This is a genomic window from Microbulbifer sp. JSM ZJ756, from assembly GCF_044383805.1.
GTDB classification, from domain to species: Bacteria; Pseudomonadota; Gammaproteobacteria; order Pseudomonadales; family Cellvibrionaceae; genus Microbulbifer; species Microbulbifer zhoushanensis.
The window spans coordinates 145,817-164,226 of sequence record NZ_JBISER010000009.1; the positions used below are offsets into that span (position 1 = coordinate 145,817).

General features: G+C 61.8%; 15 protein-coding genes. 3 read left to right on the plus strand and 12 right to left on the minus strand.

Translation table 11 applies throughout. From position 1 onward, the window contains the following. Nucleotide 1: 1 nt before the first annotated feature. The 3 genes from ACH6CX_RS14885 (at nt 2) to yacG (ending at nt 1,839) form a co-directional block, all read left to right on the plus strand. On the plus strand, nt 2-886 hold the full coding sequence (locus ACH6CX_RS14885) for an A24 family peptidase (protein ID WP_334078757.1): 885 nt from the start codon (nt 2-4) through the stop codon (nt 884-886). A gap of 119 nt (nt 887-1,005) precedes the next feature. Further along, entirely contained in the window at nt 1,006-1,611 is a 606-nt protein-coding gene (gene coaE, locus ACH6CX_RS14890) for a dephospho-CoA kinase (protein ID WP_232941316.1), read from the plus strand. Between the two features lie 6 nt (nt 1,612-1,617). Next, the gene (yacG, locus tag ACH6CX_RS14895) at nt 1,618-1,839 is read left to right on the plus strand and encodes a DNA gyrase inhibitor YacG (protein WP_232941315.1); all 222 of its coding nucleotides are present in this window, start codon (nt 1,618-1,620) and stop codon (nt 1,837-1,839) included. Nucleotides 1,840-2,058: 219 nt separating this feature from the next. Here yacG and mutT read toward each other — a convergent pair whose 3' ends face one another. The 12 genes from mutT to murD form a co-directional block, all read right to left on the minus strand. Beyond that, nucleotides 2,059-2,469, minus strand: coding sequence for an 8-oxo-dGTP diphosphatase MutT (gene mutT / locus ACH6CX_RS14900; RefSeq protein ID WP_334078758.1), 411 nt, complete (start codon nt 2,467-2,469; stop codon nt 2,059-2,061). A 372-nt stretch (nt 2,470-2,841) separates the two neighbouring features. Further along, entirely contained in the window at nt 2,842-4,044 is a 1,203-nt protein-coding gene (gene argJ / locus ACH6CX_RS14905; RefSeq protein WP_334078759.1) for a bifunctional glutamate N-acetyltransferase/amino-acid acetyltransferase ArgJ, read from the minus strand. 220 nt (nt 4,045-4,264) lie between these two features. Beyond that, nucleotides 4,265-7,015: a preprotein translocase subunit SecA gene (secA, locus tag ACH6CX_RS14910; protein WP_232941312.1), complete on the minus strand. Its 2,751-nt coding sequence runs from the start codon at nt 7,013-7,015 to the stop codon at nt 4,265-4,267. Nucleotides 7,016-7,227: 212 nt separating this feature from the next. Further along, nucleotides 7,228-8,163 carry a M23 family metallopeptidase gene (locus ACH6CX_RS14915; protein ID WP_396675732.1) on the minus strand — a complete coding sequence of 312 codons (936 nt, stop codon included), beginning with the start codon at nt 8,161-8,163 and terminating at the stop codon, nt 7,228-7,230. A 232-nt stretch (nt 8,164-8,395) separates the two neighbouring features. Beyond that, complete coding sequence (lpxC, locus tag ACH6CX_RS14920; RefSeq protein ID WP_232941310.1) at nt 8,396-9,307, minus strand: UDP-3-O-acyl-N-acetylglucosamine deacetylase; 912 nt, start codon at nt 9,305-9,307, stop codon at nt 8,396-8,398. A 348-nt stretch (nt 9,308-9,655) separates the two neighbouring features. Next, nucleotides 9,656-10,858, minus strand: coding sequence for a cell division protein FtsZ (ftsZ, locus tag ACH6CX_RS14925; RefSeq protein WP_232941309.1), 1,203 nt, complete (start codon nt 10,856-10,858; stop codon nt 9,656-9,658). 130 nt (nt 10,859-10,988) lie between these two features. Next, nucleotides 10,989-12,224 (minus strand): cell division protein FtsA, encoded by a 1,236-nt coding sequence (ftsA, locus tag ACH6CX_RS14930; RefSeq protein WP_232941308.1) that lies wholly within the window; start codon nt 12,222-12,224, stop codon nt 10,989-10,991. 107 nt (nt 12,225-12,331) lie between these two features. Then, nucleotides 12,332-13,213: a cell division protein FtsQ/DivIB gene (locus tag ACH6CX_RS14935; protein ID WP_396675735.1), complete on the minus strand. Its 882-nt coding sequence runs from the start codon at nt 13,211-13,213 to the stop codon at nt 12,332-12,334. After that, complete coding sequence (gene murC, locus ACH6CX_RS14940; RefSeq protein ID WP_232941306.1) at nt 13,194-14,657, minus strand: UDP-N-acetylmuramate--L-alanine ligase; 1,464 nt, start codon at nt 14,655-14,657, stop codon at nt 13,194-13,196. Before murC ends, ACH6CX_RS14935 begins: the two co-directional genes overlap by 20 nt. Before the next feature lie 12 nt (nt 14,658-14,669). Next, nucleotides 14,670-15,764: an undecaprenyldiphospho-muramoylpentapeptide beta-N-acetylglucosaminyltransferase gene (gene murG / locus ACH6CX_RS14945; RefSeq protein ID WP_396675737.1), complete on the minus strand. Its 1,095-nt coding sequence runs from the start codon at nt 15,762-15,764 to the stop codon at nt 14,670-14,672. Further along, entirely contained in the window at nt 15,764-16,990 is a 1,227-nt protein-coding gene (ftsW, locus tag ACH6CX_RS14950; RefSeq protein ID WP_232941304.1) for a putative lipid II flippase FtsW, read from the minus strand. Before ftsW ends, murG begins: the two co-directional genes overlap by 1 nt. Next, entirely contained in the window at nt 16,987-18,396 is a 1,410-nt protein-coding gene (murD, locus tag ACH6CX_RS14955; protein ID WP_396675740.1) for a UDP-N-acetylmuramoyl-L-alanine--D-glutamate ligase, read from the minus strand. Before murD ends, ftsW begins: the two co-directional genes overlap by 4 nt. Between the last annotated feature and the right edge of the window lie 14 nt (nt 18,397-18,410).

The following is an 18,410-nucleotide window of genomic DNA, read 5'->3' on the forward strand; positions in this document are numbered from 1 at the left end:
CATGTTCAATATATTGCTTTCCAATCAAGCGCTGCTCCTTGGCAGCGCTTTTATTTTGGGTGCCATCCTCGGCAGCTTCCTGAATGTCGTCATCTACCGCCTCCCCATCATGATGGAGCGCGAGTACAAACGGGATTTCTACAGTTACTTTGGCAAGGAGCCCAAAGCGGGCGAGGCAGTTGAACTGGAAGAACCATTCAACCTGGTCCTCCCCCACTCCCACTGCCCCAACTGCGATACCGAAATCAAGCCCTGGCACAATGTCCCCCTGGTCAGCTATCTGGCGCTGGGCGGAAAATGCAGTAACTGCGCTACGCCTATTTCCAAACGCTATCCGCTGGTGGAACTGGCCACCGGTATCCTGACCGCCATTGTGGTCTGGCAACTGGGCTTTACCTGGCAGGCGCTGGCGGGCTGTGTGTTTACCTGGGCACTGGTAGCGCTGACAGGCATCGATTTTGACAAGCAGCTGCTGCCGGACAACATCACCCTACCCCTGCTCTGGGCGGGGCTGCTGGTGAACTGCTGGGGGCTGTTTGTGCCGCTACAGGACGCGGTGGTTGGCGCCATTGCCGGTTACCTGGCGCTGTGGTCGGTCTACCATATCTTCAAGCTGCTGACCGGCAAGGAAGGCATGGGCGCCGGGGACTTCAAGATCCTGGCCGCTATCGGCGCCTGGTTTGGCTGGCAGATGCTGCCGCTGGTAATCCTGCTTTCGGCAGCGGTCGGCGCGGTCGCCGGCCTTACCTGGAGTGCTATTGCCGGGCGCGACAAGAACCTGCCCATTGCTTTCGGACCCTACCTGGCCGGTGCCGGCTGGATTGCGATGCTGTGGGGCGAGCAGTTGATGGGGTGGTACCTGAGTTATTCGGGGCTGGGCGGCTAACTTTATAGAAGCTGGTGGGTCGCGGCCAGCGGCCGCTCCTACGGGTGATGATTGCCGGTTTATTGACTGGTGACTGGTTCGCGGCCATGGGCCGCTCCCACGGGTGAAGGTGGCTCCACATGCTGACAATTGGGTTGACCGGGGGTATTGGCAGCGGCAAGTCTGCGGCAGCCTCCTGTTTTCGCGAGCACGGCATCAATGTGGTGGATGCTGACTGGGCGGCACGGGTGGTGGTGCAACCGGGCATGCCCGCGCTCGAGAAGATTGCTTCCCACTTTGGTGCCGGAATACTGCTGGACAGCGGCGAGCTGGACCGGGCGGGTCTTCGCCAGCGGGTCTTCGCCAGCGAGGTAGAGCGCAAATGGCTGGAGGCCCTGCTGCATCCGCTGATCCGCGAGGAAATTATCCGTGCGCTCCGGACAAGTGACAGTCCCTACGCCATCCTGGAATCCCCCCTGTTGATCGAGTCCGGCCAGTACGAGCTGGTACAGCGCGTCTGCGTGGTGGATGTACCGGAAGAGGTGCAACTGGCGCGCGCGGGCAGCCGCGATGGCAATAGCCCCGAACAGATCCGCAGGATCATGGCCACGCAACTGTCCCGTGAGGAGCGGCTGGCACGGGCGGACGATATTCTGGATAATGCGGGCGACCTCGCCAGCCTTGGCGCCCAGGTTGCCGAGCTGCACCGGAAGTACCTGCAGCTGGCTGAATCCGCCGACCACTGAAGAGTTATGACCAAGAAGACTGCCGACCGCCCTACCGTAAACTGCCCCACCTGCAAAAAGCCAATCGAGTGGGATGCCCAAAAGTACCCCTTCCGCCCTTTCTGCAGTGAGCGCTGCAAGCTGATCGACCTGGGGGAATGGGCCAGTGAGGGCCACAAGATCCCCGGGCAGCCGGTCTATGACGATGTGCTGAGCGAGGACCTGGATCCCAACAAAACCCGGCACTGATACCTCGCCCCGTTTTTCTCCCACCCGGGTATAAGGCATTCCGGCCACAACCAGGCCACCCCTCTCGCGGGTTTAGCCTGGCAGGTTACCGGGTAGCGTCGTGTGCCGACCCAGCGGTGTGCCGCCTGTGTCAGTTGGAGGGTTCGGGAGATCGCGGCCAGCGGCCGCTCCTGCGGGCGAACTCCCAAACTGGGGCCAGTGTCGTGGCTGGAGACTGGATCAGGATGTAGTCGCAGCGCGGATTGCCGTGATGATATCCCGGTTGGCATCCGGGAAGCTGTAGTCATCCAGCTCACTCACTGTCACCCAGCGGACTTCCTGCCCCTCAAGGCCCCGGGCATTGCCGGTAAAGCAATGGACCCACCAGGTATCCAGCAGGACAGTTTTTTCAGGGTATTGGTGGCGGATTTCCGCCAGCGGCTGCAGCCGGGAGACATCGAGGCCCACTTCCTCTCGCAGCTCGCGGGCCAGCGCGTCGCCAACCGGCTCCCCCTCTTCCACCTTGCCGCCGGGAAACTCCCAGCGCCCGCCCATATGCAGGTGATCGGGACGACGGGCAATCAGGATGCGGCCGTCGTCACGTCGCACCACGCCCACTGCCACATGTACGATCTTTTGCCCCGCCGCCATAACTCTCCCCACTTCGCTCAGATACTTGCCCGCACACCTTATACCTGTCCGCAACCGGGTTCTCAAGGGCGCCAGCTGGCCAGGAGAGTCAGGAAAGCTGGTGCCGACAGGCATAGGTTGTAGTAACCGCGACAGGTTGTGAGCTCTCCAGCACGGCGGTGCTGTCATCCACTGTGGGCACACACGCCCGCATTAAGGCCAATATGATGATGGCGGCAAGGATCGCGTATATCAGCTTTCTCATTCCCGGTTTTCCTCTCTCGGACCCAAATGGATGGGATTTACGGCATTGCGGTAGTTATAGCCGTTAACCTTGCCGTTAACCGAGCCGGTCACCGGGAAGGGGAACCGATACGCGCCTCGTTCCGTGTATCAGGTGCGGTATTCCGCGTTGATGGTGACGTACTCGTGGGAGAAATCGCAGGTCCAGATATGCTCACTGCATTCCCCACGCCCCAGGCTGACGCGAATGGTAAATTCGGGCCGGTCGAAAACAGCCTGGCCTGCTTGCTCTTCGTATCCCGGCGCACGGCCGCCAGCCTCGACCACTTGCACGTCATCCAGGTAGATATCCACCCCGGCCGGGTCCAGCCCATCGATACCGGCATTGCCGACGGCCATCACCAGTCGCCCCCAGTTGGGATCGGATGCGTAGAGTGCTGTCTTCACCAGTGGTGACTCTCCCACCTCAAATGCCACCCGCAGCGCCTCTGCCGGGGTGGTTGCCCCATCCACCTGCACCGTCACGAACTTGGTCGCACCCTCACCATCGCGGACAATCGCCTGCGCCAGGTCGACATGCACCTCGGTCACCGCCTGCTTCAGGCGCTGGTAATCGGCATTACCCGGATCAGCCATCACCGGTCCTGTGGCGCCGGTCGCGATCAGCACGCAGGCGTCATTGGTGGACGTATCGCCATCCACACTGATGCGGTTGAAAGACGCATCCACCGCCTCCCGCACCAGGGTATCCAGCAGCGCCTGGTCGATAGCGGCGTCGGTAGCAACATAGGCCAGCATGGTAGCCATGTTGGGCTGGATCATGCCCGAGCCCTTGGCAATCCCGGTCACCGTGATCCACTGATCGCCCACTTGCACCCGGCGGCTGGCGCCCTTGGCACGGGTGTCGGTAGTCATGATGGTGGCCGCAGCGGCATCCCAGGCCGCCTCTGACAGTGCGCCGGCGGCTACGGGGATGGCATCGAGCAGCTTCTGCAACGGCAGGTGCTCGCCGATCACACCGGTGCTGAACGGCAATACCTGTTCTGCGTGAAGCCCCAGTGCCTCGCCCACTGCGGTACAGCAGGCGCGGGCATCACTCAGGCCACGCTCGCCGGTAGCGGCATTGGCATTGCCCGCGTTAACCAGTAGTGCACGGATATCACCATGCTCCAGGTGCTCTTTGGCCACCGTAACCGGCGCGGCACAGAATGAGTTCTGGGTGAAAGTAGCGGCAACGCTGGCTTCCGCTGAAATCTCCATCAGCAGCAGGTCGTCACGCTGCCAGTTCTTGATCCTGGCGGGCACGCTGGCGAGCCGGATTCCCGGTACGGTAGGGAGTGAGTTCTCGGGCATAGCTGTTGCGGCAACGGGCCGCCTCCGGGTCTGGGCACCGCCTGCGGCGGGCTAAAGGTAAAGAGCGACATTATCGACGTCGCCGACACTGCCAATCAACTGTTTCTGCGGACTCGGCGAGAAATGCCGCAGATAATTCATCTGCTGAGCAAAAAAATGCCCCGCACTGGCGGGGCATTTCTTCGATCCGGGTCCACCAGAGGGCAGCCCCTGGCCAGGCTCAACTCTGGGTCGAGGAGGTCAGCTTGCCATGGCATTGCTTGAACTTCTTGCCGGAACCGCAGGGACAGGGGTCGTTGCGGCCCACTTTTGGCCCGCGGCGGGCAGGTTCTGGCACGGGCGCTGCTTCGGGGGCTTCAGCCTCCTGGGGCATGGCCGAGGCCTCGGCGTGGCGCAATTCCAGCTCCTGGCGGCGCTGGGCTTCCAGGCGACGCTGCTCCATCTCTTCCATCTGCTCGCGGGTCATGGGCTCCACATGCGCCAGTACCCGGATCACCTCGTGCTTGAGGTTATCCAGCAGGCTCTGGAACAGGTGGAATGACTCGCGCTTGAACTCCTGCTTGGGATTCTTGTTGGCGTAGGCACGCAGGCCGATACCGGCACGCAGGTGGTCCATGCTGGACAGGTGCTCTTTCCACAGCTGGTCCAGCACCTGGAGCATGATCTGGCGCTCGACGGTGGCCATCATATTGGGATCACCGGTGGATTCGCCCACCCGCTTCACTTTTGCGTCGTAGGCTTCCTGGGCCGCAGCGATGATTTTCTCGCGCAGGCTCTCTTCGTGCAGGGTGCGATCCTCATCCAGCCACTTCTGGACCGGCAGCTCCAGGCCCAGTTCACCGGCCAGCTGCTTCTCCAGGCCGGGAATATCCCACTGCTCCTCGACGCTCTGCGGCGGGACAAAGCCGGAAACCAGCTCATTGACCACGTCCTCGCGGATGGCGCTGATGGTGTCACTGATATTCTCCGCCTCGAGCAGCTCGTTACGCTGGCCATAAATGACCTGGCGCTGGTCGTTGGCGACATCGTCATACTCGAGCAGCTGCTTGCGGATATCAAAGTTACGGCCTTCCACGCGACGCTGGGCCTTCTCGATGGCATTGGAGACCATGCGGTGCTCGATAGCCTCGCCCTTTTCCATACCCAGCATCTGCATAAAGTTCTTCACCCGGTCGGAGGCGAAGATACGCATCAGGTTGTCTTCCAGGGACAGGTAGAAGCGGGTTACGCCCGGGTCACCCTGGCGCCCGGCACGGCCACGCAGCTGGTTGTCGATGCGGCGCGACTCATGGCGCTCGGTACCGATGATATGCAGGCCGCCGGCCTCGATCACGGTATCGTGGCGCTGCTGCCAGCCTTCCTTGAGTTTCTCGATCTCCGCCTCGGTCGGCTCACTGCCCTTCTCCTGGCGCAGCTCCTCAACCTCGGCCTCCCAGTTACCGCCCAGCACGATATCGGTACCGCGGCCCGCCATATTGGTGGCGATGGTGACAGTGCCCGGACGACCGGCCTGGGCAATGATCTGTGCTTCCTTCTCGTGGTACTTGGCGTTCAGTACCTGGTGCTTGATGCCGGCCTTGGTCAGGCGCTGGGACATCTCTTCCGATGTTTCGATCGAGGCGGTACCCACGAGGATCGGCGCCTGCTTGTCACGGCAGTACTTGATGTCCTCGATGATGGCATCCATCTTCTCTTCTTTGGTCAGGTATACCAGGTCATTGAGGTCATCCCGCTGCTTCGGCTTGTTGGTGGGGATCACCACCACGTCGAGGCCGTAAATCTGGCGGAACTCGAACGCCTCGGTGTCCGCGGTACCGGTCATGCCGGCCAGCTTGGGATAGAAACGGAACAGGTTCTGGAAAGTGGTGGAGGCCAGGGTCTGGCTCTCACTCTGGATCTGCACACCCTCCTTGGCCTCCAGCGCCTGGTGCAGGCCCTCGGACAGGCGGCGACCCGGCATGGTGCGACCGGTGTGCTCATCGATCAGCACCACCTGGCCGTTCTGCACGATGTAGTCCACGTCGCGATGGAACAGGACATGGGCGCGCAGTGCAGCGTGCACATGGTGCAGCAGGCCCAGGTTGCCAGGTGCGTAGAGGGAGTCATCCTCACGGATATGGCCGCTGCGGGTAAGGAGGTCTTCCACCAGCTGGTGCCCCTCCTCATTCAGCTCCACCTGGCGGGTCTTCTCGTCCACCGAGTAGTGGCCCTCACCGCCCTCTTCGGCGCGCTCCAGCTTGGGAATCAGCTTGTTCATGGCCAGGTACAGCTGCGAAGAGTCCTCGGCCTGCCCGGAGATGATCAGCGGTGTACGCGCCTCATCGATCAGGATGGAATCCACCTCATCCACAATGGCGAAGTTCTGCGGACGCTGCGTGCGGTCTTCCTTGCGCAGGACCATATTGTCGCGCAGGTAATCGAAACCGAATTCGTTGTTGGTACCGTAGGTGATATCGGCCTGGTAGGCGGCTTTCTTGTCGTCCGGATGCTGCTGGGACATGATCACGCCCACAGTCATGCCCAGGAACTCATAGACCGGGCGCATCCAGTTGGCGTCGCGGCTCGCCAGGTAATCGTTGACCGTCACGATATGCACGCCCTTGCCCTCCAGGGCGTTCAGGTAGGCCGGCAGGGTCGCGACGAGGGTCTTGCCCTCACCGGTGCGCATCTCAGCAATATGCCCCTCGTGCAGGGTCATGCCGCCGATCAGCTGCACATCAAAGTGGCGCATGCCGAGTGTCCGCCGACTGGCCTCACGCACGGCGGCAAACGCCTCAGGCAGCAGCTGGTCCAGGGACTCGCCATCGGCGATCCGCTTACGGAACTCTTCTGTCTTGGCTTTCAGGGCGGCATCGTCGAGCTGCGTGTATTCCTCTTCCAGCGCATTGACCCGGGCCACGGCACGGCGCATGCGTTTCAGCTCGCGGTCATTCTTGGATCCAAAGACCGTTTTTATCAGTTTGCCAATCATTCTCTAAAAACCACTCAATCTTTATATTGCGGTGCGGACTTCTGCGGCCCGGTTGTGTCGGTACACCTGTTCTGGCGGTAACCGGGAACTGTCTGCTTATATCGGGGCGCTGGCACCGGATTCCAACAAGGGGTGCAAGTAAACAGGAAGGCGCAACGACTGGCAACTCCCCCGGGGAGGCCCGTCGCTACGCGGTATGGAGAGGATAGTTGTTATCTGCCGTTACGGCGGATGTAGCTGGCCGGATCGACCGGGCGGTCGTTCTTGTATACCTCGAAATGCACGTGGGGACCGGTGGAACGCCCACTGGACCCCATCAGGGCGATTACCTGGCCCTTCTTGACCACCTCGCCCAGCTCGACCTTGATATCACGATTGTGACCGTAACGGGTCTTGTAGCCATTGCCGTGGTTGATCTCAACCAGGTTGCCGTAACCGTACCGGTCTTCGGCCCAGGTCACCACGCCCGCTGCCACAGCCACCACGTCGGAGCCGTCCTTGCCGGCGAAGTCCACACCCTTGTGCCAGGAACGGCGACCGCTGAACGGATCGGTGCGGTAACCGTAACGGGAAGACATCCAGCCACGGCTGATGGGACGGCCGGCGAGGAACTGCTCGTCCTGCAGTTGCTGGTTGGCCAGCACTGACTCGATGGTCGAAAGCTGCAGCTGGCGATCCTCGATCTGCTCGGACAGGTCCTCGAATGCGCCCATAAAATCGGGCTGCTGGAAGGGGAAATCGGCAGAGCTTCCCTCGCCCGGCTCTTCCGGGCCGCCCAGCGCCGGTGCAGTGCCGAACTGGAATTCGTTTTCATCCAGCTTGGCCACAGTCACCAGCCGTTCGCCCAGGGCGTCCAGGCGGGTCAGGCGCGCCTGCATTTCCGCCATTTTGACTGTGAGCGCAGTAAGCTGTTCGCGGGCCTGCTGGTCGGCCTCATCAATTTCCACCTGCTGCTTGCGCAGGGCCTTACCCCAGGCCTTGGCGGTACGGGAATCGAACACATCGGATTCGGCCACCGGCAGGTTGACCCCCACCAGGAAGGCCCCCACCGGCATACCGATCAGGCACAGCCCCAGCAGGGCCTTGCTCAGCCTACCGAAACGGAAACTGCGGGTTCCCCCACGTTCATTGACAAGAATAATTTTCATAACCGGCGCGTGTGGATTGCAATACGTTATAACTATCGTTTTGTGGTCTGCAGCACCGACTCCCCCGAGCCGGGCTCTCCTCACGCCTTTCCATTGGCATTCAAGTCGACCAGAACATCCACTGTAACAGGGGTCGACATTAAAAGACGGCATGTGGCGCACATTTGCGCCGACCGCCAAAATTCAGACAGTAAAAAGCCGGCAATTTTCGTGCCGGCTTCTGGTTTCCCGCTTAGACAGCCAGTATTGGCTTGACGTATGAGATGGGCGCTTCCTGTTCATCCTCGAAAGTTACCATCTCCCATGCGTCTTCCTGCGCCATCAAGGTGCGCAGGGACTTGTTGTTCAGGGCATGGCCGGACTTGAAGGCCTTGTACTCACCAATCAGGCTGGTACCCAGCAGGTACAGGTCACCGATGGCGTCCAGAATCTTGTGCTTAACAAATTCGTCTTCGTACCGTAACCCACCCTCATTCAGAATACGGTACTGGTCGATAACGATGGCGTTATCCACACTGCCGCCCTGGGCCAGGCCTTTGGAACGCAGGTACTCGATTTCGTGCATAAAGCCGAAGGTGCGAGCACGGCTCACTTCTTTAACGAAGGAGGTGCTGGAAAAGTCCACCGAGGAACTCAGGTTGCGACCCTGGAACACCGGGTGGTCAAAATCGATAGTGAAAGACACCTTGAAGCCATTGAATGGCAGGAAGCTCGCGACCTTGTCGCCGTCTTCAACAGTTACCGGCTTCTTGATCCGCAGGAACTTCTTCGGCGCCGACTGCTCCTGGATCCCAGCGGACTGGATCAGGAAAACGAACGGACCGGCGCTGCCGTCCATAATCGGTACTTCCTGCGCGCTGAGCTCGACGATGGCATTGTCGATACCCAGGCCCGCCATCGCGGAGAGCAGGTGCTCGACCGTAGCCACGCGAGCGTCACCCTTGACCAGGGTTGTGGACAGCAGGGTGTCCCCCACGTTCTCGGCACGCGCCTCAATCTCGACCACCGGGTCGAGATCCATGCGCCGGAACACAATGCCACTGTCTACAGGCGCCGGCTTGAGGGTCAGCACGACCTTCTTACCAGTGTGCAGGCCCACGCCGGTGGCGCGAATAGCATTTTTAAGAGTACGCTGTTTGATCATGTATCGGTCGTATCCCAGTCGGTAAACGGCACAAATGCCGCAGCAAGCCGGCAAGCTTAGCAGAAAAATAACGCCAAAACCACAACTGCCTCGGCAGTCATGGCGCTTCACCGCACCCTATACCCAGAATAGCCTACCGCGCGGCAAACCACGCCAATGCAGAGGCGAATCTACTGTGTATTTTTAATATGGTACAGCGATCTCGCTGAACGCGAGGTTAATAAAGGTAAAGCGGGCCCCATGGCCTGCGACCACCGGGCCAGCCGCCGGCGCGACGATGCCCGGCCCGAGGGGCCGGGCGGACATGAGCGGTGTGTTTGCCGCGCCGGAGGCCTGGACTGACCGGGGTCAGTCAGCCTGGCGGCGCAGGAAAGCCGGGATATCCAGGTATTCCATGTCGTCGGCCGGGTTCATGGCCGGAGACTGGCGTTTGGGACGCTCGGTCTCCGGGCGCTGGCGCGCGTCACCCGCATCCCGGGCCCCCATACCCTGGCCAGCCACGGACTTCGGCGGCTCGCGGTTCTCCTGGCGACGGGTGTTGTCCACCACCTTGGTGGGGCGCGCAGCCTGCTGCGAACCCTCGCCCAGGCCAGCAGCCACCACGGTAACCCGCATTTCATCGCCCAGCTTGTCATCCACGGCTGTACCAATCACCACGGTGGCGTCATCGGAGGCGATTTCCTGGACGATCTCACCAACTTCAGAGTACTCGCCCAGGGTCAGCTCCTGGCAACCACCGTCTTCGCTGCCGGTGATGATATTCACAAGGATACCGCGGGCACCCTGCAGATTGACGTCATCCAGCAGCGGGCTGCGCACCGCCTTCTCGGCGGCCTCGCGGGCACGGTTCTCACCCACGGCGGCACCGGAGCCCATCATCGCCATGCCCATCTCGGACATCACGGTACGAACGTCGGCGAAGTCTACGTTCATGATGCCCGGACGGATCATCAGGTCCGCAATACCCTGCACTGCACCCAGCAGTACATTGTCGGCCTCTTTGTATGCCGCCTTCATGGTGATCTTGTTACCGAGCACCTCCAGCAACCGGTCGTTGGGGATGGTAATCAGGGAGTCCACCTTGTCCCGCAGTTCGAGGATGCCCTCTTCTGCCACCTGCTGGCGCTTGCGCCCCTCGATCAGGAACGGGCGGGTAACCACAGCTACGGTCAGGATTCCCAGGTCCTTGGCAATCTCGGCGACAATCGGCGCACCACCGGTGCCGGTACCGCCGCCCATGCCAGCGGTGATGAATACCATGTCCGCACCCTGCAGCACTTCGGCGATCCGCTCGCGATCCTCGAGGGCGGACTGTCGCCCCACATCGGGATTGGCGCCGGCGCCGAGACCCCGGGTAATGTTGTTACCCAGTTGCAGGATGGTACGGGCCTCGATGTCTTTCAGAGCCTGCGCATCAGTGTTGGCACAGATGAAATCCACACCTTCCACTTCACTCAGGATCATGTGCTTGACGGCATTACCGCCGCCGCCGCCGACACCGATCACTTTTATGACAGGCTTGTCCTGTACGCTATCGACTAGTTCGAACATCTCTGTTCCCCTTTTTTGCTCATGTCAAAATTTATCGTTCGGTCCTGAATCAATACTTTCTGCAGCCCCTGCGCTTTCTCCCGGGACACGCGGCGCACTTCCCCTGGTGCCGCGTACCCGTCCGGAGCACTTACAGGTTGCCGCGGAACCAGTGCTTGACCTTGTCCCACCAGAGGTTTTCCTGGCGCACCGGGCGGTTCCCGGACAGGTCAACTTCTTCCTGCTGCATTGCGTACATCAGCAGCCCCACGCCGGTTGAGTAGATCGGGTTACTGACAATGTCTGTCAGCCCGGCTACCCCCTGGGGCACCGCGAGGCGCACCGGCATGTGGAAAATCTCCTCGGCCAGCTCGACAGCACCCTCCATCTTCGAAGAGCCACCGGTCAGCACGATGCCTGCAGCACAGAGGTCCTCGAAACCACTGCGGCGCAGCTCCGCCTGTACCAGGGTGAAAAGCTCGTCGTAACGTGGCTCCACCACTTCGGCCAGCGCCTGGCGGGAGAGGTCACGCGGTTCCCGGTCGCCCACACTGGGCACCTTGATCGTCTCACCCTCTCGTGCCAGCTTCGCAAGCGCACAGGCATACTTGATTTTCAGTTCCTCGGCGTGCGGCGTGGGCGTGCGCAATGCCATGGCAATGTCGTTCGTCACCTGGTCGCCGGCAATCGGGATCACGCCCGTGTGCCGGATAGAACCCCCGGTAAATACTGCGATATCGGTAGTGCCCCCACCGATATCCACCATGCAGACCCCCAGCTCTTTCTCATCGTCAGTGAGCACGGCATAACTCGAGGCGAGCTGCTCCAGGATGATGTCTTCCACTTCCAGGCCGCAGCGCCGGATGCACTTCTCGATATTCTGTGCCGCGTTAACTGCGCCGCTTACCAGGTGCACCTTGGCCTCCAGGCGCACGCCGGACATACCCAGCGGTTCTTTCACACCTTCCTGGTTATCGATCAGGAATTCCTGCGGCAACGTGTGCAGGATTTTCTGGTCTGCGGGAATTGCCACCGCGCGCGCGGCATCGATTACCCGGTCCAGGTCCTGCTGGGTTACTTCGCGGTCCTTGATGGCGACAATCCCGTGTGAATTCAAGCTGCGGATATGGCTTCCGGCGATACCTGCATAGACCGAGTGAATCTCACAGCCCGCCATCAGCTCGGCTTCCTCGACCGCGCGCTGTATCGACTGCACCGTGGACTCGATATTCACCACCACACCTTTTTTCATACCGGTGGAACGGTGGGAGCCGATACCGACAATATTCAGCTCGCCGCCGCCGCTGACTTCGCCGACGATGGCGACGACCTTGGAAGTGCCGATATCCAGTCCCACGATCATGCGGTGATCGGATGCTTGTGTCATTTTTGTACCAACCTCGCTGAACAGTGTTCCGGGGCGCATTCCCAATAACGTCCCAGGACCCTGTACTCGCTTTTAAAATTGTTATCCCGGCGGCGCGAGCGCCGCGTTCATTCACTCAGTTCTTTATCTTTCCACTGCACCGCCACGGCATTGCTGTAGCGCGTATCCACCCGCGTCACCCGCTCCAGGTGGGGAGCCAGGACGCCCCGACTCAAGCTGAGAAAACGATTCACCCTCTCCAGCAGTTCATCGTGCCCCAGGTGCAGTTCAATGCCGGAGACCAGTTCCAGGTGCCATCCGGCCAGGTCGTCAAAAGACAACCGCTTAACTTCCATATCCCGCGTGGTCAGTAACCGCGCAAGTGCCTGGTATTGCGCCATGATGCGCTCCACCAGCTCCTCGTCACCCGCCAGCTCCGGCAGGCGACCTGTCTGCATCTGTTCGGGCCGCGGCAGCAGGTGACCACTGGCCACGAGCAGCCGCTCGCCACCCCAGGACGCCAGCGGTGTGGCCTCCTCGATTTCTATTTCCACTCCACGGGGCCAGCGTCGGCTGACCGACGCCCGGTCGATCCATGGGTGCTCCAGCAGCGCCGCGCGCATGCCCCTGATATCCAGGGCAAAAAAGCCGCGCTGCAGGAACGGCAACATCAGTTCCTCTACCTGTTCCCGCGTCACCGCCCGGAAGGGCGCCCTGACACGGACATGCTCCAGCGCGTCGACCCGGCTCAGCTCCTGCACCGGCAGGCGCTGCCAGCTCCACACCGCACCGTATGCCAGTGCGGTAACTGTTCCCAGCGCAAGCAGCATTGCCAGGGCAGGCAACAGCCGAAGCGAGGAACGCTGCTCATCATCCCGTCGCCGGGCACCGCGCTGGGCCTTTGTCTTACGGCCGGATTGGGCTTTCTTCTTCAGTTTCGGTGCTGCACTCCGCACCGCACCCCGCGCCGCGCTCTTCGCCTTTGCCGACTTAGCCCTGGTCCGAGTCATCGCCAAGCCGCCACGTTGCCAGTTGCTGCGCCAGGGCCCCGACATTGCCGGCACCCTGGGTCAGTACGATGTCGCCCGGCTCCAGCAGGTCCGCCAGTACCGGCGGTACCTGTTCGATGGACTCGACAAAAATCGGGTCCACCTGTCCGCGGTTGCGCAGGCTGCGAGCCAGGGTACGACCGTCGGCACCTGGAATGGGCGTCTCACCCGCACTGTAAACATCCAGCAGCACCAGCTTGTCGACCTTCGACAGGACCTGTACGAAATCCTCGAACAGGTCGCGGGTGCGCGTGTAACGGTGCGGCTGGTAAATCATTACCAGGCGCCGGTCCGGCCAGCCATCGCGCACTGTCTGGATAGTGGCGGCCACTTCCCGCGGGTGGTGGCCGTAATCGTCCACCAGCATCACCTTTTCGGCTTCCGCGTCGTCGCTCACTGCGTAGTGACCGAAAATCTGGAAGCGGCGGCCTACCCCCTGGAACCCCTCCAGGCCCTGCTGGATCGATGCATCGCTGATGCCCTCCTCGGTTGCCACCGCAATGGCGGCCGTGGCATTCAGCACGTTGTGGATGCCGGGGGTGTTCACGCACACATCCAGTACACTGCCGTCCGGGCGCAGCACACTGAAATGGCTTCGCAGCGGCTCCTGCTTCACCCGGGTGATCCGGAAGTCGTTGCCCTCCTCGAAACCGTAGGTGGAGATCGGGCGCGACATCTGCGGTATCACTTCACGGATATTGGCATCGTCGCCGCAGACCACAGCCAGGCCATAGAACGGCAGGTTGTGGACGAAGTCGACAAAGATCTGCTTGACCTTCTCGAAATCGCCACCGTATGTCTCCATATGGTCGGCATCGATATTGGTGATCACGGTCACCATCGGCTGCAGGTGGATAAACGAGGCATCACTCTCGTCCGCCTCGGCTATCAGGTATTTGCTCTCTCCCAGCGCGGCGTTGGCCCCGGCGGCATTGACCAGGCCACCGATCACAAAGGTGGGATCCTTGTGATCCGCGGCAAAGATCGACGCAATCAGGCTGGTCGTGGTCGTTTTGCCGTGAGTCCCCGCCACGGCAATCCCATAGCGATACCGCATCAGCTCGCCGAGCATCTCCGCCCGGCGCACGACCGGGATCCGGTTTTCGCGCGCCGCTAGTAGTTCGGGGTTGTCCCCGTGCACTGCGGAGGAGTTCACCACCACATCCACGCCGCGAATATTGTCCGCGCTATGGCCGATATGGATCACAACACCCAGTTTGCGCAGGCGCCCGGTCACATTCGATTCCTTCAGGTCGGAACCGGAGACCTCATAGCCCTGGTTGTGCAGCACCTCGGCGATACCGCTCATCCCTGCACCACCGATGCCGATAAAATGGATACGGCGTATCCGCCGCATGGTGGGCACGCTGAAATTCTGTTGCTGTACCTGTTCGCCGGCCGACATATTCAATTTACCTCATCGCCCTTTGATTTCTTCTGCGCACGCCACCAGCACACGCTCGGTGGCGTCAGTCACCGCAACTTTACGTGCCGCCTGTGCCATGGCCACCAGTTTCTGCGGCTGCGCAAACAGCCCGCCCATAATCTCTGCCAGTTGTTCTGCGGTCAGGGTGTCCTGCTGTACCACCAACGCACCACCGGCCTGCTGTAACCACTCGCCATTTTTTGTCTGGTGGTCATCGATGGCGAATGGGAACGGCACCATGATCGCGCCCACGCCGGCTGCCGCCACCTCGGAAACGGTCAGCGCCCCCGCGCGGCAAACCACCAGGTCCGCATTGCCGTAGGCCGCCGCCATATCGCTGATAAAAGGCACCACCTCGGCTTCCACGCCGGCCTGCCTGTAGGCTTCACGCGCCAGGTCCAGATGCCTCTTACCCGCCTGGTGCACAATCCGCGGACGCTCTTCCGGTTGCAGCATCAGCACTGCCTGCGGCACCAGCTCATTGATGGCGACCGCTCCCAGGCTGCCGCCAAGAACCAGCAACCGCAGCGGGCGCTCACAGGCCACGCGCTCTTCCGGGGCCGGCAGGGTGACAATCTCCTCGCGCACCGGGTTGCCTACCTGCTCCGCGCCGCGCAGGCCACTGTCAAAAGCCTCGAGCACACGATTGGCGATCTTTGCCAGCAACCGGTTGGTGGTACCGGCCACGGCATTCTGCTCGTGGATAATCAGCGGTACCCGACAGAGTTTCGCTGCCACCCCGCCTGGTCCGGAGGCAAAACCGCCAAAGCCCAGCACTGCGTCTGGCCTTACCTTCCTGACCACTCCGCGCGCCTGCATGACTGCCCGCGAAACCTGCAGGGGCGCCTTGAGCAGGGCCAGCTTGCCCTTGCCCCGAATCCCCTCGACAGAAATCACGTTCAGCGGGATATCGGCTTCCGGAATCAGCTGCGACTCAATACCCCGCGCCGTACCAAGCCATTCGACGCGTGCACCGCGTTCGATCAGGGCGCGGGCCACCGCCAGTGCCGGAAACACATGGCCGCCGGTCCCGCCGGCCATTACCAGGAAGGTCCGGCCACTGAATGACAAATCAGTCGCTGTCATTACGCCGCCTCCCCTTTGATTTCCCGGTCACCCAATTGCAGCGGATTGAAAATCGGCAGGTGCCGGATCCTGCCCATCGCCGACTGTTCCTGCTCTTCATCCCCGCGCAGCTCTGCCTGGATTCGCAGGGCCAGCGCGAAGAGTGCACAGCACACCACCAGGCTGCTGCCGCCGGAGCTGACGAACGGCAGCGTCAGTCCCTTGGTGGGCAGCAGGCCCGAGGCCACGCCCATATTCACGAATGCCTGCCCCGCCAGCAGCACGGCGATACCGAATGCCAGCAGCGCGGCAAAAATCTTCTGCCGCTCCAGCGCTTGCCGAACCAGCCGCAACAGCGACAGCGTCATCAGGCTGAACAGGCCGATGACCACCATTCCGCCAAGCATGCCCCACTCTTCCGACAGGATGGCGAAAATAAAATCCGTGTGTGCTTCGGGCAGGTAGAACAGCTTCTGGACACTGTTACCCAGCCCAACGCCAAACCATTCGCCACGGCCAAAAGCGATTAGTGACTGGGTCAACTGGTAGCCACCGGCAAACTGGTCGCCCCACGGATCCAGGAATGTGGTCAGTCGCTGCAGCCGGTAAGGACTCAGCATCGCCAGCAGCGCCAGTGCGCTCGCCGCCAGGCCCACCAGCAGGAAGGTGTGCGGCAGGCGCGCACCGGCGAGAAATACCATCGCCAGTACTGTCCCGGAAATCACCACCACCGAACCAAAGTCCGGCTGCATCAACAACAGCAGTGCAACCAGGCCCAGGATGACCACCGGAATCATGAAGCTGCTCCAGTGGCGCAACTGCTGGTTGCGGCGCGTGAGGAAACTGGCGAAGAAAACCAGCAGGCAGAACTTCGCCACCTCGGCCGGCTGTACCGTGATCGGGCCGAATGCCAGCCAGCGGCGACTGCCGTTCACTTCGCGGCCCACGCCCGGCACCAGTACCGCCAGCAGCAACAGGCACGAAAACAGCAACAGTGGCCAGGACAAACGCGACCACGCCGACAGGGATACCTGGCTCACCACGAGGGCCGCCACCGCGCCCAGACCCAGGAACACCAGGTGGCGCTTCAGGAAATACCAGCCATCGCCGTACTGGTCCGCGGCGAATGCAATCGAAGCGGACCCCACCATAACCACGCCGATACTCACCAGCGCCAGGACGCAAAATGGCAACGCCCAGTCCAGGTTCAACTCTTTCTGCTCGACGGTCTGCGGAGTCCGGCTCATGCCACGCCCCCCGCCTGCCCTTCCAGCAGTGCGTTCACCGCGCGGCGGAAATCCTCACCGCGGGCTTCAAAATTGGGGTACATGTCGAAACTGGCACAGGCCGGCGACAGCAATACGTAGTCACCCGGCTGCGCCAGTCGGCCAGCAGCAGTAACAGCTTCGTCCATATTCGCGGCCGACTCGGCATCTACCCGGCCACGGAATGCCTCGGCAATGCGCTTCCCATCGACGCCGATGGTCACCAGCGCCCGCAATGTCCCCGCCGACTCCGCCAGCGGGGAAAAGTCTGCACCCTTGCCTTCACCGCCAGCAATCAGGACGATCCTGCGACTGCCACTGGCAAGCCCGTCGAGGGCGGCGCGGGTCGCGCCCACGTTGGTGCCCTTGGAGTCATTTACATAAGTCACGCCATCCGCGTCGGCCACTCGCTCACAGCGGTGCGGCAGCCCGCGGAAATGCCCGAGGACCGCCAGCATCGCCTTCATCGGCAACCCTACAGCGCTGCCCAGCGCCAGCGCTGCCAGGGCATTGGCGGTGTTGTGACTACCCACCATCGCCAGCTCACTCATCGGCAGCAGTTTTTCCTGGCCCCGCGCCAGCCACACGCTGGCGGAATCACCGGCACCATCCGGCAGCAGGCCGAACTGCCCCAGGTCAGGGCGGTCGAGCCCGAAACTCCACTCGCGGCTATCGCGGGACAGCGGGCCGCGTGTCAGCGGGTCGGCGCGGTTGATCACCAGTTGTTTCGCATGCCGATAGATTCGCTGCTTGGCGCGATGATAGGCAGCCATATCCGCATAGCGGTCCATATGGTCCGCGCTGAGGTTGAGTATGGTCGCCACATCAGCTGCCAGCGAAAATGTGGTTTCCAGCTGGAAGCTGGAAAGCTCCAGCACAAACAGCTCCGGCAGCCCTGCCTCGCCTTCTTCGGGCACCAGTAAATCCAGTACCGGTACGCCGATATTTCCGCCCACGCGCACTGCGACACCAGCCTGCTCCGCCATCATGCCGACCAGGGTTGTGACCGTGCTCTTGCCGTTCGAACCGGTAATGGCGACCACCTTCGGCGGCTGCTCAAGTGCCGCCAGTTCCCGCGCAAACAATTCGATATCACCGATCACCGGGATACCTGCGGCGGTTGCCCGCTGCAGTGCCGGCTCGGCCAGGGCCACACCGGGGCTGGCCACGATTTCGCTCGCGGCCAGCAGGGTCTCGGGGTTCAGCTCGCCGGTCTCCACCGGAACATCCGGGAAGGTCGCCCGGAACTCTTCCAGGCCCGGCGGCTCGCTGCGGCTGTCCACCACCACGGGGGAAAAACCGGTACGCAGCAGGTAGCGCACCACCGATTGACCGGTAGCGCCCATGCCGATTACCACTTTTTTCTCCGAGGTTGCGATCAGCGTCATAATTCTCTCAGCGC

Excerpts from the sequence above, each read along its gene's own strand:
- ACH6CX_RS14885 (WP_334078757.1), top strand. The coding sequence starts at position 2 with ATGTTCAATATATTGCTTTCCAATCAAGCGCTGCTCCTTGGCAGCGCT.
- coaE (WP_232941316.1), top strand. The coding sequence starts at position 1,006 with ATGCTGACAATTGGGTTGACCGGGGGTATTGGCAGCGGCAAGTCTGCG.
- yacG (WP_232941315.1), top strand. The coding sequence starts at position 1,618 with ATGACCAAGAAGACTGCCGACCGCCCTACCGTAAACTGCCCCACCTGC.
- mutT (WP_334078758.1), bottom strand. The coding sequence starts at position 2,469 with ATGGCGGCGGGGCAAAAGATCGTACATGTGGCAGTGGGCGTGGTGCGA.
- argJ (WP_334078759.1), bottom strand. The coding sequence starts at position 4,044 with ATGCCCGAGAACTCACTCCCTACCGTACCGGGAATCCGGCTCGCCAGC.
- secA (WP_232941312.1), bottom strand. The coding sequence starts at position 7,015 with ATGATTGGCAAACTGATAAAAACGGTCTTTGGATCCAAGAATGACCGC.
- ACH6CX_RS14915 (WP_396675732.1), bottom strand. The coding sequence starts at position 8,163 with ATGAAAATTATTCTTGTCAATGAACGTGGGGGAACCCGCAGTTTCCGT.
- lpxC (WP_232941310.1), bottom strand. The coding sequence starts at position 9,307 with ATGATCAAACAGCGTACTCTTAAAAATGCTATTCGCGCCACCGGCGTG.
- ftsZ (WP_232941309.1), bottom strand. The coding sequence starts at position 10,858 with ATGTTCGAACTAGTCGATAGCGTACAGGACAAGCCTGTCATAAAAGTG.
- ftsA (WP_232941308.1), bottom strand. The coding sequence starts at position 12,224 with ATGACACAAGCATCCGATCACCGCATGATCGTGGGACTGGATATCGGC.
- ACH6CX_RS14935 (WP_396675735.1), bottom strand. The coding sequence starts at position 13,213 with ATGACTCGGACCAGGGCTAAGTCGGCAAAGGCGAAGAGCGCGGCGCGG.
- murC (WP_232941306.1), bottom strand. The coding sequence starts at position 14,657 with ATGTCGGCCGGCGAACAGGTACAGCAACAGAATTTCAGCGTGCCCACC.
- murG (WP_396675737.1), bottom strand. The coding sequence starts at position 15,764 with ATGACAGCGACTGATTTGTCATTCAGTGGCCGGACCTTCCTGGTAATG.
- ftsW (WP_232941304.1), bottom strand. The coding sequence starts at position 16,990 with ATGAGCCGGACTCCGCAGACCGTCGAGCAGAAAGAGTTGAACCTGGAC.
- murD (WP_396675740.1), bottom strand. The coding sequence starts at position 18,396 with ATGACGCTGATCGCAACCTCGGAGAAAAAAGTGGTAATCGGCATGGGC.